Origin of the sequence: Polynucleobacter sp. KF022, assembly GCF_027924105.1 — a bacterium.
In the GTDB taxonomy this organism is placed as follows: Bacteria; Pseudomonadota; Gammaproteobacteria; order Burkholderiales; family Burkholderiaceae; genus Polynucleobacter.
This window is the reverse complement of record NZ_AP026972.1, coordinates 1,783,182-1,800,231: the sequence shown is the minus strand read 5'-3', so window position 1 is coordinate 1,800,231 and position 17,050 is coordinate 1,783,182. Positions and strand designations below refer to the sequence as shown.

Annotated in this window: 16 protein-coding genes; 10 read left to right on the top strand and 6 right to left on the bottom strand. The window is 45.1% G+C overall.

Annotation, left to right across the window (positions count from 1 at the left end):
- Positions 1-5: 5 nt before the first annotated feature.
- On the bottom strand, positions 6-1,193 hold the full coding sequence (locus tag PKF022_RS09275) for an SAM-dependent methyltransferase (protein ID WP_281776703.1): 1,188 nt from the start codon (positions 1,191-1,193) through the stop codon (positions 6-8).
- Between the two features lie 25 nt (positions 1,194-1,218).
- Between PKF022_RS09275 and PKF022_RS09270 the strand changes: the two genes are divergently transcribed.
- The 8 genes from PKF022_RS09270 to PKF022_RS09235 all read left to right on the top strand — a co-directional run bounded on the left by PKF022_RS09270 (position 1,219) and on the right by PKF022_RS09235 (position 12,766).
- Positions 1,219-2,028 (top strand): SDR family oxidoreductase, encoded by an 810-nt coding sequence (locus PKF022_RS09270; protein ID WP_281776702.1) that lies wholly within the window; start codon positions 1,219-1,221, stop codon positions 2,026-2,028.
- A 24-nt stretch (positions 2,029-2,052) separates the two neighbouring features.
- The gene (locus PKF022_RS09265) at positions 2,053-2,448 is read left to right on the top strand and encodes a dihydroneopterin aldolase (protein WP_216230998.1); all 396 of its coding nucleotides are present in this window, start codon (positions 2,053-2,055) and stop codon (positions 2,446-2,448) included.
- A 30-nt stretch (positions 2,449-2,478) separates the two neighbouring features.
- A complete protein-coding gene (gene ttcA, locus PKF022_RS09260) occupies positions 2,479-3,387 on the top strand; it encodes a tRNA 2-thiocytidine(32) synthetase TtcA (RefSeq protein ID WP_281776701.1) in 909 nt (302 codons plus the stop codon).
- On the top strand, positions 3,384-4,913 hold the full coding sequence (glmU, locus tag PKF022_RS09255; protein WP_281776700.1) for a bifunctional UDP-N-acetylglucosamine diphosphorylase/glucosamine-1-phosphate N-acetyltransferase GlmU: 1,530 nt from the start codon (positions 3,384-3,386) through the stop codon (positions 4,911-4,913). Before ttcA ends, glmU begins: the two co-directional genes overlap by 4 nt.
- A complete protein-coding gene (glmS, locus tag PKF022_RS09250; RefSeq protein ID WP_281776699.1) occupies positions 4,913-6,745 on the top strand; it encodes a glutamine--fructose-6-phosphate transaminase (isomerizing) in 1,833 nt (610 codons plus the stop codon). Before glmU ends, glmS begins: the two co-directional genes overlap by 1 nt.
- A 130-nt stretch (positions 6,746-6,875) precedes the next feature.
- Positions 6,876-8,414: an efflux transporter outer membrane subunit gene (locus PKF022_RS09245; RefSeq protein WP_281777496.1), complete on the top strand. Its 1,539-nt coding sequence runs from the start codon at positions 6,876-6,878 to the stop codon at positions 8,412-8,414.
- Between the two features lie 169 nt (positions 8,415-8,583).
- Complete coding sequence (locus PKF022_RS09240) at positions 8,584-9,723, top strand: efflux RND transporter periplasmic adaptor subunit (protein WP_216231896.1); 1,140 nt, start codon at positions 8,584-8,586, stop codon at positions 9,721-9,723.
- 7 nt (positions 9,724-9,730) lie between these two features.
- Entirely contained in the window at positions 9,731-12,766 is a 3,036-nt protein-coding gene (locus PKF022_RS09235; protein WP_216230994.1) for an efflux RND transporter permease subunit, read from the top strand.
- A gap of 18 nt (positions 12,767-12,784) precedes the next feature.
- Here PKF022_RS09235 and PKF022_RS09230 read toward each other — a convergent pair whose 3' ends face one another.
- The 3 genes from PKF022_RS09230 to PKF022_RS09220 are packed head-to-tail and all read right to left on the bottom strand — an operon-like array spanning position 12,785 to position 14,281.
- A complete protein-coding gene (locus tag PKF022_RS09230) occupies positions 12,785-13,447 on the bottom strand; it encodes a glutathione S-transferase N-terminal domain-containing protein (protein ID WP_281776698.1) in 663 nt (220 codons plus the stop codon).
- Between the two features lie 27 nt (positions 13,448-13,474).
- Complete coding sequence (locus tag PKF022_RS09225; protein ID WP_281776697.1) at positions 13,475-13,975, bottom strand: flavin reductase family protein; 501 nt, start codon at positions 13,973-13,975, stop codon at positions 13,475-13,477.
- A gap of 9 nt (positions 13,976-13,984) precedes the next feature.
- Entirely contained in the window at positions 13,985-14,281 is a 297-nt protein-coding gene (locus PKF022_RS09220) for a hypothetical protein (RefSeq protein ID WP_216230991.1), read from the bottom strand.
- An 87-nt stretch (positions 14,282-14,368) separates the two neighbouring features.
- On the opposite strand from PKF022_RS09220, the gene PKF022_RS09215 reads away from it, so the two are divergent.
- On the top strand, positions 14,369-15,352 hold the full coding sequence (locus tag PKF022_RS09215) for an MDR family oxidoreductase (RefSeq protein WP_281776696.1): 984 nt from the start codon (positions 14,369-14,371) through the stop codon (positions 15,350-15,352).
- 21 nt (positions 15,353-15,373) lie between these two features.
- Here the strand turns inward: PKF022_RS09215 and PKF022_RS09210 are convergent, their stop codons facing one another.
- Positions 15,374-15,550 carry a DUF1289 domain-containing protein gene (locus PKF022_RS09210; RefSeq protein ID WP_216230989.1) on the bottom strand — a complete coding sequence of 59 codons (177 nt, stop codon included), beginning with the start codon at positions 15,548-15,550 and terminating at the stop codon, positions 15,374-15,376.
- A 35-nt stretch (positions 15,551-15,585) separates the two neighbouring features.
- Here PKF022_RS09210 and PKF022_RS09205 point away from each other — a divergent pair, with 35 nt between their 5' ends.
- Complete coding sequence (locus PKF022_RS09205; RefSeq protein WP_281776695.1) at positions 15,586-16,671, top strand: MBL fold metallo-hydrolase; 1,086 nt, start codon at positions 15,586-15,588, stop codon at positions 16,669-16,671.
- Here PKF022_RS09205 and PKF022_RS09200 read toward each other — a convergent pair.
- The gene (locus PKF022_RS09200) at positions 16,583-17,032 is read right to left on the bottom strand and encodes a PhaM family polyhydroxyalkanoate granule multifunctional regulatory protein (protein WP_216230987.1); all 450 of its coding nucleotides are present in this window, start codon (positions 17,030-17,032) and stop codon (positions 16,583-16,585) included. The genes PKF022_RS09205 and PKF022_RS09200 overlap by 89 nt on opposite strands.
- Between the last annotated feature and the right edge of the window lie 18 nt (positions 17,033-17,050).

The window sequence follows — 17,050 nt, the reverse complement described above, 5'->3', positions numbered from 1 at the left end:
AAAAGCTACAGCCGATTTCTGCCGCGTAGACCTGGCAGATCTTCAAGTACATAGCCTGGCAGCAAACTTTCTAAGTTTTTAGAAAATGCAAAGGCTTTAAAGAGTTCGCCCATCTCTGCCTCAGACAATAACTTCTGTAAAGAGTTAGAAATTGGAAGAAACGTTTCTGGATCACTTGGATCGCCAATCTCCAAAGCAACATCACCAATACCGGCATCTAGTAAGTAGGCTGCCTGATTGGTGAGATAGACATCATCTGCATTTTCGGATAATGCGCTGCGAGCAATTTGAGACCATTCAACGTGCGTAGTTAAGTCACAAAGACCGGGAAGATGAAATGGATCTTGAATTGCATGATGGCGATGGTGAGCCATCAGAGTACCTTCAAGTCTTTGAGGGTGATAGTACTCACCTTCTGGAAATCCATAATCAAATGTAAGAAATAAGCCAGCATCTAAATGCCGAGCAACTTGTCGCATCCAAGCATTTGCTGGTGTGTGAAGTTCAGTGACATATCCCTCTGAGAAGTTGCTACTTAATAAACTTTCTGGAAGTAATTTTTGCTCTACTGGAGAGCCCGTCTTCCAAACGAGTTTTTCGTTTTCAAAAGAAACGCCATGCCAATACCAAAATCCATTTTGATAAATGATGGCATCACAAGGAATGGCATCAATTACTTCATTAGCAAGAATGACCCCTTTGAAATTTTTTGGTAGTTCAGTAAGCCAACGGGACTGAGTTTTGAAATTGAGTTGCTTAATAGTGCCGCCAATTCTTTCCTGTTGGCGCTCAGCTAAATCTGGCGAAATTTCAATAATGTCGTAATGATCCAATTGAAAGCCAAGGTCATTAAGGCGAGTCAGTATGGATGTGGCTAGCTTTCCAGTGCCTGCGCCAAACTCCAAAATTTGAGTGGGCAAACCCTTTTCTTTGAGGCCTTCAAGAACTGGTAAAAGAGTTGAGCAGATAGCAGCGCCAAAAAGGGGGCTTAATTCAGGGGCAGTGGTGAAATCGCCGCCTGCGCCCAGTTTGTGGGCTCCGGCGCTGTAATAGCCCATTCCGGGCTCGTATAAGGCCATCTCCATAAAGCGAGAAAAGGGCAGCCAGCCGCCTTGCGAGGCGATCTGAGAGGCTATTTTGGCCTTCAGAAGCGCACTATGCTCCGTTTCAAGGCTGGTCAAGGTAATATCCATAGCTCGCTAGTCTAAGAGAATTTAATTGAACCCTAGTTCAACACCCCAATCCCAGCAAGTAAAGGCAGTTTTGGTGACGGGCGCTGCGAAGCGCCTCGGTCGAGAAATTGCTTTGCAGTTTGCCCGTCAGGGCTGGGATGTTGCTGTTCATTATGGGCGATCAGCCCAAGAAGCTAGCAAAACTGTCGAGGAAATTCGTGGGTTAGGGGTTCAGGCTGAAGCTTTTCAGGCGGATTTGGCTGATGAAGCGGCAACCCAAGATCTTTTTAAGGCTGTTAGCAATGCCTTCCCTAATTTAAGTTGTTTGGTTAACAGTGCATCTATCTTTGAATACGATCGCGCTAACTCCAATAGTCCTTTAAGTGGAAAAGGCTTGCAAGCTCACATGCAGGTTAATTTAGCTGCACCAATTTTGCTAGCCCAGCTGATGTTTGAGTACCAAAAGAGTAAATCAAATAAATCCGACGTGGTCCCAGTAGTCATTCAATTGCTGGATCAAAAACTCATTAATCTCAATCCAGATTATCTGTCTTACACGCTATCAAAGGCTGCGCTTCTCTCGTCTGTTGAGTTGCTAGCAATGGATTTTGCTCCACATCTTCGAGTTGTGGGGTTGGCGCCCGGAATCTCCCTTCCATCAGGCAATCAAACAAATGAAGGTTTTACAAAGGCGCATCAGATGACGCCATTAGGAAAATCTTCAACCCCAGCAGATATCGCAAAAGCAGCAGTATTTCTTGCTGAGTCTAATGCCATTACTGGCACGACTTTATATGTCGATGGTGGACAGCATTTATTGCCATCCACACGTGATGTCATGTTTAAAACCAATTAAGTATTTTTTAAAAAGCAAACATTCATGCATGCCATTCTCTCTCATCCCGCCCTTATTGACTGTCGACGTTTGTTTCTACGTGACTATGAAATCTATATCAACATCGGTGTGCATGACTTTGAGAAAAAAGCAGAACAACGTGTCATTCTTAATGTAGATCTATATATTCCCTTGGCAATGAATACGCCAACTCAAGACCAGTTGGATGAGGTGGTGGATTATGACTTTATGCGTGAAACCATTAAGGCTAGAGCCTCCCAGGGCCATATTCATTTACAGGAAACCTTCTGTGATGACATCGTGACAGCAATGTTGTTGCACCCTAAGGTATTGGCTGCACGGGTGAGCACGGCTAAGCCCGATGTCTACCCGGATTGCCATTCGGTAGGTGTTGAGGTATTTCGCATTAAGACCGCTTAGGAAAAGAGTTTAGAAAAGAACACAATAGTTATGGGCGATATACGTAAAGTTGTCTTCGAAGAAAACAAGCTAGAGAAAAAACTCTGTCGCTTGGTTGGTCAAGCCATTGGCGACTTTGGCATGATTGAAGATGGCGATAAAGTGATGGTATGCGTATCTGGCGGTAAAGATAGTTATGCCATGCTCGACATATTGATGAAGTTGCGGGAACGTGCACCAATCAATTTTGAAATCGTTGCCGTGAACTTAGATCAAAAGCAGCCTAACTTTCCTGCTGAAATATTGCCTAATTACTTTAAGGGTTTAGGCGTTCAATATCACATTGAAGAGCAAGATACTTACAGCATCGTGAAGCGCGTAATTCCCGAAGGAAAAACTACTTGTGGATTGTGCTCACGTTTGCGTCGTGGAATTTTGTATCGCGTGGCAGATGAGTTGGGTGCAACCAAGATTGCTTTAGGCCATCATCGTGATGACATCTTAGAAACGTTGATGCTCAATATGTTCTATGCGGGTAAGCTCAAAGGTATGCCACCAAAGTTACGCTCAGATGATGGCAAACATATTGTGATTCGCCCTTTAGCCTATGTTCCTGAAAAGTTGCTGGAGCGTTACGCGGCCGACATGAACTTCCCCATCATTCCATGTGACTTGTGTGGCAGTCAGCCTAATCTCCAGCGTCAGGTCATGAAGGAGATGCTCCGTGACTGGGAAAAGAAGCATCCAGGTCGAGTGGAGAACTTATTTCGCTCCATGCACCATATCGTCCCGTCCCATTTAATGGATGGGGAGGCTTTTGATTTCAAAAATCTGGAGATTTCTACCGAACTGTCTGGGATTGCTGCTAGATCTGCTGGCGATAAGGCAATTGATGAGGCTGAATTAGATGAATTAGCCTGTGGAACCATGATTCAGGGGTCTTATAATCCCCCTTTATGAATATCGTCATATTGGCTGCTGGGCAAGGAAAGCGGATGAAATCCGCCTTGCCCAAGGTCCTGCAAATACTGGCAGGCAAACCGCTACTTCAGCACGTTCTCAATACCGCACTTTCGCTGCAGGATAAGAAAGCAAAAACTGGCCCTGTTGTTGTGGTGGGACATGGTGCAGCAGACGTTAAAACATTCTTAGTGAATGCAAGCAAAGAAAACTCAGATTACAGCAAAGTAGTTACTGCACTTCAAGCTGAGCAAAAGGGCACAGGCCATGCCTTATTGCAGGCGCTACCAAAATTGGATACACAAGAGCCCACATTAGTTTTGTATGGCGATGTTCCACTGACAACAAAAAAGACACTCTCCAAATTAGCAAAGTTAGCGGATGGTGTGCGCGGTCAAGATAGTGCGCTTGCACTTCTGACACAAAACTTAAGCAATCCCACTGGTTATGGCCGCATCGTTCGTGATGTTGATGGCTCGGTAAAAGAGATCGTTGAGGAAAAGGACGCAACTCTAGCGCAAAAGCAGATTCAAGAGATTAATACTGGCATCATGGTGTTGCCAACGAACTCTTTAAAAAAGTGGCTCAAGGCTTTGCGTGCAAGTAATGCACAAGGCGAGTACTACCTGACAGATGTCATTGCTATGGCAGTTAAAGATGGCGTGCCTATTCGCACCACTCAGGCTGATGATGAGTTTGAAACTGTTGGAGTTAATAGTCGCGATCAACTAGCTGGTTTAGAGCGCGTTCATCAGATCAATATTGCCAATCAATTAATGGATACGGGAGTCTCTCTTGCGGATCCTGCGCGTATTGATGTACGCGGCACTTTAGAGTGCGGCACAGATGTATCAATTGACGTAGGTTGCGTATTTGAAGGCTGCGTTACTTTAGATGCAGGCACAAAGATTGGGCCGTATTGCGTAATTCGAAATAGTGTTATTGGTAAGAGTGTAGCTATTCATGCGTATAGCCATATAGATGGCGCAAAAGTAGGCAGTCAATCTGTCATTGGTCCTTATGCACGTTTACGTCCTGGTGCAGATTTATCAAACGATGTGCATATCGGTAACTTCGTAGAAGTGAAGAACAGCAAAATTGCTGCTAATAGCAAAGCTAATCACTTGGCTTATGTTGGCGACTCCATTGTTGGCTCAAGAGTCAATATTGGTGCAGGTACTATTACTTGCAATTACGATGGTGTTAATAAACATCAAACGATTATTGAAGATGACGTCTTTATTGGTTCTGATACACAGTTAGTTGCGCCGGTGCGCGTAGGACGTGGTGCTACATTAGGTGCCGGTACCACCTTGACGAAGGATGCACCAGCAAATCAACTGACAGTATCAAGAGCAAAGCAAATTTCCCTGCAGTGGCAGCGCCCAGTAAAGCAAGATAAAAAGAGTCCCGCTAAAAAAGCGCCTGTAAAAAAATCGGTAGCTAAAAAAGTAACCGTAAAGAAGACTGCAACTAAGAAGACAGTAAAAAAAGTAGTTAAGAAAACTACAAAAGGTAAAAAATAATGTGCGGTATTGTTGGCGCAGCCTCTCATAAAAATATCGTGGATGTTTTAGTAGAAGGCTTACGCCGCCTGGAGTACCGTGGTTATGACTCTTGCGGTTTTGCAGTCATCAACGGCAACGATGCTAAGCATCCAATTGAGCGGGCGCGCACTACGGCACGCGTATCTGAGTTAGCTGAGCAAGGAAAAGATTTTGTTGGCACCCTTGGCATTGCGCACACACGCTGGGCAACCCACGGCAAGCCAGATACACAAAATGCTCACCCACATGTTTCCAATAACTTGATTGCGGTTGTGCATAACGGCATTATTGAGAACTATGAGTCACTGCGTGCCGAATTGAAAGCTGCTGGTTATGTATTTACTTCGGAGACGGATACCGAAGTTATTGCACACTTAGTTCATCGGCAATATGTCGCTAACGGACAAAAAGATATTGCTCAGTCAGTGAGAGCTGTGCTCCCTAAATTACATGGTGCATATGCTATCGGTGTTATTGCACAAGATAATCCGAGCACCTTAGTGGGCGCTCGTGTTGGATCTCCTTTGGTTGTCGCTATTGGATCTCATGAGCACTTTTTAGCATCAGATGCGCTTGCTTTGGCTGGTCGAGCGCATTCTATGATGTATTTAGAGGAGGGCGATGTTGCCGTTCTTAAAGCAGATAGTGTCGATGTGGTTGACCAAGATGGTAAACCAGTGCAAAGAGAATTAAAGCCAATGCCTGCGCAAGCTGATTCAGTTGATTTAGGTCCGTATCAGCATTACATGCAAAAAGAAATTTTTGAGCAGCCTAGAGCCATTGGCGATACGCTTGCCAACATTGCTGAGTTTGGCCCAGGATTATTTAATGCAAACCCTGAGGACTGGAAATCGTTTGATCAAATTTTGATCTTGGCTTGTGGCACTAGTTATTACTCTGCATGTGTTGCTAAATACTGGTTAGAGGATATTGCAGGTATTCCAACCCAAGTTGAAATTGCAAGTGAGTACCGCTATCGCACTACCGTTCCAAATCCAAGAACTTTAATTGTGGTGGTTTCACAATCGGGTGAAACAGCGGATACCCTAGCCGCTTTACGTCATGCCAAGAGCTTGGGGCATAAATTCACTTTAGCAATTTGCAATGTGGCTAGTAGCGCCATGGTTCGCGAAACAGATTGGCATTTCTTAACTAAGGCTGGCGCAGAAATTGGCGTTGCTTCAACAAAAGCATTTACTACACAGCTCTTAGCCTTATACCTGCTAGCAGTTTCATTGGCAAAACGTGCTGGCAGAATTTCTGCTGAAAAAGAAAAAGAATTACTCCGTGAGCTACGTCACCTACCTAAAGCTTTACATGCAGTGCTAGCTCTTGAGCCACAAATTATTGCGTGGAGCGATGTTTTTGCTAAATGCGAAAATGCACTCTTCTTAGGGCGCGGTTTGCACTACCCTATTGCATTGGAAGGCGCTTTAAAACTCAAAGAGATTTCTTATATTCATGCAGAGGCATATCCAGCTGGTGAGTTGAAGCATGGGCCGCTCGCCCTAGTAACAGAGAAGATGCCTGTTGTTACGGTTGCTCCAAAGGATGAGTTGCTAGAAAAACTCAAATCCAATATGCAAGAAGTAAAAGCACGTGGCGGCAAGCTTTATGTATTTGCTGATCAAGATACCCATATCTCTAGTAGTGAGGGCATCAACGTAATTAAGCTTCCGGAGCACTACGGCAATTTGTCACCTATTCTTCATGTGGTGCCACTTCAGTTGCTGGCGTATCACACTGCTTGCGCACGAGGTACTGACGTCGATAAGCCAAGAAATTTGGCTAAGAGTGTTACTGTTGAATAAATTTCCAGTCCGTTTGACATTCATCTAAAGTTGTGAACAAATTTCAGTAGATAAATCAGGGCTTTACGGAGCCCTGATTGCATTTTTGTGTTCAAATAACTCTTGTAAAAGAGGATATTTGTTGCAACTCATGTTTTTGTCGATTCCACAGTTCTCACATTTGAATTTACTTTCGCTTATTTGTGCGGGAGCTCTCTCTGCTTGCGCAGTTGGACCAGACTTTAAACAGCCTGAGGCACCCAAGACTTCTTCTTATACTGAAACTACTTTATCTAAGACACTGACCCCTGCGCCTGGCGTGCCTGGCGGTAGTGAACAAGAGTTTGTAGAGGGCGCTGATATTGAAGCGCAATGGTGGGAGCTCTATAAGTCTGCAGAGCTTGATGCCTTAATTAAGAGAGCGCTCCAACAAAATCCAAACTTAGGTGCTGCTGATGCTGCATTACGAGCCGCTCAAGAAAATGTCAACGCACAAATTGGCGGTCAATACTTTCCAGCTGTTGGTCTTGGCGGTACAGCAACCCGTCAACTTCAACCATCTGCTATCTACGGACTTCCATATGGTTCAGATACCTACAATCTGTACAACACTTCAGTTAATGTGACTTATAAGTTGGATGTCTTTGGTGGGGCACGTCGCGCGGTTGAGGGTGCTCGTGCACAGGCTGAAGTTGCGCAGTTTCAATTGGAAGGTGCCTATCTTTCTTTAACTGCTAATGTGGTAACAGGCGCAGTACGAGAAGCAGCCCTGCGTGCGCAAATGCAAGCTACAGAAGAAATTCTGAAGGCCCAAACCAATCTTGCCGAAGTAACGGAGAAGCAATTAGTGATTGGCACGGTTTCAAAAGTAGACGTCACATCTCAACGCACATTAGTTTCAAGCTCTCAAGTTGATCTTTTCAACTATGAAAGAAATTTAGCATTTGCACGTAATCAGTTGGCAGTATTGGTGGGCGAAATTCCAAGCAATGCAAATATTGCTAAATTTGATTTAGCAAACTTGCATTTGCCTGAGAAGTTACCGCTCTCAGTGCCATCCAGCCTGGTGCGCCAACGCCCTGACGTACGTGCTGCTGAGGCTCAACTCAAGGCCCAAAATGCCTTTGTGGGCGTTGCTACCGCTAATTTATTGCCGCAATTCAATATCACCGGGTCCATTGGTTCTGCAGCCCTTACTTCCGCTGCGTTATTTGGGCCGAACTCTGCTCTTTGGTCAATTGGTGGTGGGATATTGCAACCGCTTTTCCAAGGCGGCCAACTATTGGCACAACGTCGCGGCGCGATTGCGAACTACGAACAAGCTGCTTTCCAATATCAAGCAACCGTCTTAAATGCATTTCAGGAAGTGGCTAATGCATTACGTGCGTTAGAGACCGGCGCTCAAGCGTTGAAGGCGGCCTCAGATGCAGAGCGTTATGCCTATGAAACATTGGATTTAGTACAGCAGCAGTACAAGTTGGGTACTGCTAGTTATTTGGCGGTGCTCTACTACCAAAATCAGTATCAACAAGCCAAAGTGAAATCAGTTTCTGCACAAGCAACTCGTTTCTCAGATACGGCTGCTTTATTTGCAGCGCTCGGCGGCGGCTGGTGGAATCGTGAAGGCCCTGCTTTTAAACCAAAAGACATAGCGAACAAAGATCAAAATGAAACTTCTGGAACAAATTAAGAACAAGCTCGTTGCCTTGATTCTTGCCTTATGGGTATGGATGCAGCGCAAAGCAATTGAATGGAAATTACGTGAGAGAGCCATTGCTCTTTGGGAAAAAGCAAAAGCATTTTGGTCTCGCATGGGACAAAAATGGCGCAACACCAAAACTCATGAGAAGTTGATGGCTATGGAGCCGTTGAAACGTCGTATGATCATCATGCTCTGCGGCGTATTTCTGTTGCTAGGCTTGATATTTGCTTTTAATCAGTTAAAGACATTCATGATTAAGCATTTCATCGCGGGAATGGGTTTGCCTCCGGCAACCGTATCCACGATGGTGGTCGCAGCATCTGAGTGGCAGCCTAAATTAACTAGCGTTGGTAATGTGCGCGCATTTAGAGGTGTTGAGCTCAGTACCGAACTTGGCGGCTTGGTACAAACAGTGCCGATTAAGTCGGGGCAAGATGTTAAAGAAGGCGAGCTTCTTATTAAGCTAAATGATGCCTCTGATATTGCGCAATTAAATTCATTAAAAGCAATGGCAGATTTAGCGAAAGTAATCAACGAGCGTGATAGACAGCAACTGGCAATTCAGGCAATTAGCAAAAACGTATTTGATACCAGTGCCGCAGATGCTAAATCAAAGCAAGCCCAGGTGGAGCAACAGACTGCTCTAGTAGCGAAGAAAAATCTCAAAGCGCCATTTAGCGGGCGTATCGGCATTGTGGCTATTAACCCAGGCCAGTATGTAAATCCGGGCGATAAGTTATTAACCCTACAAACCTTAGACCCTATTTTTGTGGATTTCAATTTGCCACAAAATAATGCTGAGCAAATTCAGGTTGGCCAAGAAGTTGTGGTGACAACCGATGCATTTAAGGATGCCAGCTTTACAGGCAAGATAACTGCCGTTAGCCCAAAGGTAGATACCAATACTCGAAATATTCAGGTAGAGGCTCAACTCGCTAATCCGGATAAGAAAATTCTGCCGGGAATGTTTGCTAACGTAAATATTAAGGTAGGTGATCAGGTTAAATACTTAACCTTGCCTCAAACAGCGGTTACTTACAACCCTTACGGCTCCACAGTCTTTATTGCTAAACCTACTGGCAAAAAAGACAAGCAAGGTAAGCCCGCTCTTGAGGCGCAACAAGTATTTGTCACAACCGGTTTAACACGCGGTGATCAAGTGGCTATCCTCAAAGGTATCGATGAGGGAGCAACCGTAGTTACTAGTGGGCAGCTGAAGCTAAAGAATGGCACACCACTGATTGTTAATAACAAAGTGCTGCCAGCAAACTCACCCGATCCAAAGCCTCAGGAATAAATAGCAGATGAATTGGACCGATATATTCATCCGTAGGCCAGTGCTCTCCATGGTAGTGAGCGCCCTGGTACTGATCTTTGGTTTAAAGGCAATTGGATCCTTACCAGTAAATCAGTATCCGCAAACACAAAATGCGATTGTGACCATTACAACAGCCTACTATGGTGCAGATCCAGAAACCATTGCGGGCTTTATTACGCAACCCCTAGAGGCTTCTATAGCTCAGGCGCAGGGCATTGATTACCTTTCTTCTGCCAGCGTGAGTGGTGTCTCAACCATTATTGCAACATTGAAGTTAAATTACGACTCAAACGCGGCATTAACTCAGATACAAACTCAAATTAGTGCAGTTAAGAATCAGCTGCCACCTCAAGCTCAGCAGCCGATTTTGACGGTACAAGTTGGTCAATCAACTGCTGCGATGTATATGGGTTTCTATAGCGATGAAATCCCCAACAACGCAATTACTGATTACTTATTGCGTGTAGTTAAGCCAAAGCTAGACTCTGTTGAAGGCGTGCAGAATGCAGAAATTACAGGCGGTCGCAAGTTCGCTTTACGCGCTTGGCTTGATCGTGAAAAGATGGCTGGTTTGGGCGTTGGTGCAGATGATGTCTATAGCGCTTTATCGGCAAATAATTATCTTTCAGCCGTGGGAAGCACCAAGGGCGATATGGTGTCGGTCGATTTGGTTGCTGGAACCGATTTACATACGTTAGAAGAGTTTCGTAAGTTAGTTGTAAAAAAAGATGGGGTAAATATTGTTTACCTTGATCAGGTAGCTAACGTCACATTAGGTTCCGAGGACTACAACACGAACGTTGCCTTCAGTGGCAAAAGCTCGGTATTTATCGCGATAAAGGTTGCACCACAAGCTAATTTATTAGACGTAGCGCAGCGTGTACGGGATGTGGTGCCGGATATTCAAAAGCAATTACCAATCGGGATGACTGGCAAGATTGTGTATGACTCCACCAAATTTATTACCAGCTCCATTGACGAAGTAGTTTCTACGTTGTTAGAGGCTTTGGTCATTGTGACTGTAGTGATCTACCTCTTTTTGGGTAGCGCTCGTGCTGTTGCGGTTCCAGTCATTGCGATGCCTTTATCTCTCATTGGCACATTTTTCTTGATGCAGGTTTTAGGTTATTCCATTAACTTACTCACCCTCTTGGCCTTAGTGCTAGCAATTGGCTTGGTGGTGGATGACGCCATCATCGTGGTTGAAAACGTTGACCGTCACATGAAGGAAGGTAAGTCGCCTTTAGAGGCTTCATTAATCGCTGCGCGTGAATTAGGCGGCCCTATTTTGGCGATGACAGTCGTGCTGATTGCGGTATATATCCCAATTGGTTTCCAAGGCGGCTTAACCGGCGCATTGTTTACTGAATTTGCGTTTACTTTGGCTAGTGCTGTGGCAGTTTCCGGGTTGATTGCGTTAACACTCTCACCAATGATGTGCTCGCGTATCTTTACCGAAGAACAAGAGGCCTCATCATTTGTCCAAAAAATTGATCGTATCTTTGATAAGGTGCATCACAGCTACCAAAGTACTTTGCGTGAATTATTAAGCACGTGGCAAGTCATTATTGTGATGGGCGTAATCTTGCTAGGCGGAGTTGGATATTTATATGCAACTGCTCGCGCTGAATTGGCGCCAACGGAAGACCAGGGCATTGTATTGATGCAAGCATCAGGACCGCCTAATAGTACGGTTAATCAAATGCAGACTTACGCCGACCAAATCTATGCAATTGCGGCTGCAGAACCAGAATATGAACAAGCGTTTCAGATCACTAGTCCAACTTCTAGCTTTGGCGGTATTTTGCTCAAAGACTGGGGCGAGCGTAATCGCAATGCTACAAAGTTCCAGGAAGATATGCAGCAGAAGTGGAATACCATTGCAGGCGCCCGTGTTGCAGCCTTCCAATTCCCTGCGCTACCGGGCGCACAAGGCTTGCCAGTACAGGTGGTGATCAATACCACTGAATCTTATTCGGCCTTAAATGAGGTGTCACAGGCGGTGCTTGATAAAGCGCGCCGTAGCGGCAATTTCTTCTTCGTAGATTCCGATCTCAAGATTGATAAGCCTCAAGACGTTTTAGAAATCGATCGTGAAAAAGTGGCTGCTCTTGGAATGACTCAACAGCAAGTGGGCGCGTCACTTTCCGCAGCTTTAGGCGGCGGCTTTGTGAATTATTTCTCAGTAGCAGGACGCTCTTATCGAGTGATTCCACAAGTGAAACAAGTCGATCGTTTAAACCCAGATCAAATCTTGGATTACTACATCCGCACTCCAAGTGGCGCCATGGTTCAGGCGCGTACTATTGCAACCATTAAGCAAAGAGTGGTGCCTCAGTCAATTAATCACTTTCAGCAATTGAATTCAGCCACGATCTCGGGTGTAAGTACGCCATTTATCTCACAGGCGGATTTATTAGAGTTCATGCGTCAGACCTTAAAAGAAGTTGCTCCTAATGGTTACAGCATGGACTACGCCGGCCCATCACGTCAGTTTATGGCAGAGTCTGGCGGCTTCTTAGTCACCATGTTTTTTGCGATCTTGATTGTGTTCTTAGTGCTTGCAGCTCAGTTTGAGAGCTTCCGTGATCCGATTGTGATCTTAGTTTCTGTGCCATTGGCTTTATTCGGCGCCTTAATCTTTATTAACTTAGGATTTACGACTCTCAATGTGTACACCCAGGTTGGCCTTGTCACATTGATGGGATTAATTAGTAAGCACGGTATTTTGATCGTAGAGTTTGCTAATGAGTTGCAAGAAGCTGGACGCAGCAAACTAGATGCTATCGTAGAGGCCAGTAGTGTTCGTTTGCGCCCTATTTTGATGACAACTGCTGCGATGGTCTTAGGTGTATTACCTTTGGTTATTGCTTCTGGGGCTGGCGCTGCGGGCAGACAGTCTATGGGCATTGTGATCTTTACCGGACTATCTATTGGTACGCTATTTACGCTATTTGTAGTGCCAGCAATGTACCTATTTATTGGTGCTGATCACCACGCTAAAAAGTTTAAGCAACAGTAAAAATACAAATCAGAAAAACTACTTAACGATATTGAGTTCTTTCTCGGCAATATCGTTAAGGCAAGTTTCTTCTTCGAGGCGTTTTAGCCATACGTCAATATTCTTGAGATCTGCACGCTCTCCAGTTTGCTGTGGGAAGGTTTTGTTTAGCAGAATCCAGCGGCTGACACAGAGGGCGAGAACGATATCGCCGATCTGAAATTGATTGCCTGAGCAGTAATTTTGTTTGGCTAGCGTTTGATCAAGCATGCCAAGTAGTCGATTAGTTTCTTGATAGCCCTTCAAGATCGCTTGGTGATTACGTTCAGCTTCTGGTGTTCTGGTTAGCCCCAAAAATGCAATACGTAGTGCTGGCCACATCGTGCCCAATTGCCAATCCATCCATTTCTCGGATTCATATTGGGTTTTGATATCTGCAGTTAAGCGTCCAGCTTTGTCATGTTGACGTGCCAAGTAACGCATGATGGTATTGGACTCCCAGAGTACAACGTCGCCATCTTCGAGCGTTGGTACTAAGCTATTTGGATTGAGTTTTAAAAACTCCGGGGTGTTATTAACGCCAAAGTGCAGACCAGCATCAATACGCTCAAAATCCTTACCTTCCTTAAGGCCTAGCTCAGCAAGACACCACAATACTTTTTGAACGTTGATAGAACTTTTGCGACCCCATAAACGTATCATGGTATTTCCTTGCGAAGGTAGTTGGTGTTAACTAGATTTAATTTCTGTGAAATCGAGACCAACAAATTTACTGCGCGCAAAAATGAGAGGCTCGCGTTCTGGATGATTTTTTAAGTTAATGACTTTGGCAACGATGATGTTGTGATCGCCGCCAATATGAACGCAAACAGTTTCACATTCGTAATACGCCACACAATGCTCAATTTGAGTAAGTCCGCTGGCTGCAAGCTTATGGTCAATGCCATTAAATTGATCCACTTTCACTGTAGCAAAATGCATGGCTAGATTTTCTTGCGAACGTTCTAGCACATGAATGAGATGCTTTTTCCCAAGCTCAACCCAGGGCATAAGGCGTGAATGTTTCTTAAGACTCCAGAGAATCAGTGGAGGCTCTAATGAGACTGTATTAAACGAGCTAATCGTGATGCCATGAGAATTATTTTCTTCATCCAGGCAGGTAATGACAGTGACCCCGGTTGCAAATGATGAAAAACCTTTGCGCAGCTCTTGTGAGGTAAATGGGGTCATTAGCTTTGCTTACTTAACTTCAGTTTTTGCAGAATCTGCAATGGTTGTGCCGGGAATAGGAATCAAGATTTCATTTTCTTCAGCTTTTACACACTTAAATCGATATTCTTTGCCTGCTTTAGATAAGAAGCTGGCACCCTCATAAAAATCATTTCTACAGGTCTTAGTTGCGAAATCCATAACATCCTGTGGCGCTGCACTTGAACTAATGAGGCGCATGTTACCCATTGACATATTGATTTGGGTGGAAGAGCACCCGGATAGCAATAAGCCAGAAATCGTAGTTAATAGTAGAATTTTTTTCATGGAAACCTCCATAATCAGCAATGCTCGTTAGGATAAACCTATTAAGCAATTGCTGCGGGGAAATACCTCGCTCTAAAAGGATGAGACATGTTTAAAGCAATATTGGTAAATAAAGACGATCAAGGTTATCGCGCAGAATTGGCTCAGGTAGATGAGGCTAGTCTCCCAGAGGGTGATGTTCGCGTAAAGGTGCTGTACTCCACGCTCAACTATAAGGATGGCTTAGCCATCACCGGTAAGGGTCCAGTGGTACGAAGCTTTCCAATGGTGCCGGGCATCGATTTTGCAGGTGAGGTGATTGAGAGCACTAGTTCTGACTTCAGGCCTGGCGATATGGTGCTGCTCAACGGCTGGGGGGTGGGCGAAGGGCATTGGGGTGGTTTGGGGCAACAGGCCCGCGTCAAGGCCGAATGGTTGATTCCATTGCCAAAAGGATTTACCGCTAAACAAGCATTGGCTATTGGCACTGCAGGCTATACCGCGATGCTTTGTGTCATGGCGCTACAAAAGCATGGGCTCAAACCAAGCGATGGTGAGGTTTTGGTTACAGGTGCTGCAGGAGGCGTAGGCAGCTTTGCAATAACGCTCTTAAGCAAACTGGGCTTCACTGTTGTGGCTAGCACTGGGCGTATGGCAGAAGCAGGCTATCTGAAAAAGTTGGGTGCAGCCGAGGTAATTGATCGTGCCGGTCTATCTGTTCCTGGTAAGCCATTGGCTAAAGAGCGTTGGGCTGCAGTAGTCGATAGCGTAGGCAGTCATACCTTGTCCAATGCTTGCGCACAGACCAAGAGTGATGGTGCGGTAGCGGCTTGTGGACTGGCGCAAGGAATGGATTTTCCATCTACTGTTGCACCATTTATTTTGCGTGGAGTTACTTTGTATGGCATTAATAGCGTAACTGTGCCACGTGCAAAACGGATCGCTGCTTATGAGCAACTCAGCAAGCTGGTTGATCTAAAAACTTTAGACGAAATCTCCCATGAAATTTCTCTAGAAGAGTCCATTAAATATGCGCAGGAATTAATGGCGGGGAATGTGCGTGGACGTCTAATTGTCGACGTCAACAAATAAAGAGAGTGCTGAAGATTATTTTTACTGTGGTGCTTGGGGTTTGCGAATAGATAATTGTGCCCAAACCTCAAGCTTCTCGGGATTGGACATATCAGACCAATCAGCAATCTCAGTAAGGGTACGATAGCAGCCACGACAGTAACCATTTTCAGGGTTAATGTCACACCAATTAATGCAAGGCGATGGAACTGTTGTCAAAGCAAACCTAGAGATAAAAGAAATTACGTTAAATCATGATTACTCAAAACAAAGCAAGTGCTGAAGCTGAGATCCATTATCCATTAGGAGAGGCTCTTCCGGAAGTGGGCAGCAGTATTGAGGTTGCACCAGGTGTTCGTTGGATTCGGATGCGCCTACCGTTTGCTTTGGACCATATCAATCTATGGTTGCTGCGTGATGAAATCGACGGTGTTTCAGGTTGGACGATTGTGGATTGCGGTATTGCCAATGATGAGACAAAAGCTTCATGGGAGCAGGTCTTTGCTACTCAGCTTGAGGGCTTGCCAGTCTTGCGCGTCATAGTGACACATATGCACCCAGATCATGTGGGCTTATCGCAATGGCTATGTGAGAAATGGAATGTGCCTTTATGGATCTCCATGACTGATTATTTAACTGCTCAATGGTTAAGCTGCAAAGAGGGTGGTGCTGCAGTGGGTGCGCGTGCCGGCAGCGGAGGTTCTGCAGATCATTTTCAAAGGCATGGATTAACGGCACCAGAAGATTTAGAAAAAATTAGAGCACGATCCAATTACTACAGCAATATGGTTCCTGGAGTGCCACGTCAATATCGTCGCATTATTGATGGTGAGAGTATTTCAATTGGCGGACATGCTTGGCAAGTCATGATGGGTTATGGACATGCGCCTGAACATGCTTCTCTATTTTGTAAAAAGCTAGGTGTACTGATCTCTGGAGATATGCTGTTACCTCGCATTTCTACGAACGTCAGTGTTTACGACGCTGATCCAGATGCAGACCCCCTGGGCCTATATTTAGACTCTATTGAAAAATATTTAGCATTGCCAGAAGATGCTTTGGTATTGCCTTCTCACGGAAAGCCATTTACAGGTATCAGACCGCGTATTGCGCAACTAAAAGCGCATCATGATGATCGCTTAGCTGATGCCTTAGCTGCATGTAAAAAACCGGCACATGCTCGAGAGATTGTGCCGGTCTTGTTTAAGCGAGAATTAGATATTCATCAACTTACTTTTGCGATGGGTGAGGCTATTGCTCATCTGAATTACCTACTTCGTCGAGGTAAGTTGCGTCGCCAGCTTTGCGACGACGGCGTGTTGCGGTTTTCCGCGGTTTAGCACTTGTCGTTTTAGTCTCGGATTCTTCCTTTGGGGCTGTAGCTGCTGCTCCTGCTGCAGAGACGGCATCGCCAAAGGATTTGAGGGCCATCATGGTGGCGTGCTGAACTTCTAAGCCTTGGATGGTCGACTTGAGGATGTTGAGATTCAAATTGAGCCAGTTTTCAACGCTTTTAAGGTCTTTAATGCGTTTTTCTAGCTCATCTACATCTAGGCCTGGAAAGGCGGCCCCAAAGCCGCCAGCAGCCTTGGATGCGTCGGTTGTAAATGGAAACTGTCCAGCCTGAGCAGCCGCACCTTGTCCCCACATCGTCTTAAACATATCTAGGCTTTGATTAAATTCAGGAATGGTTCCAAACATAGGGGCTCCGGGGTAAAT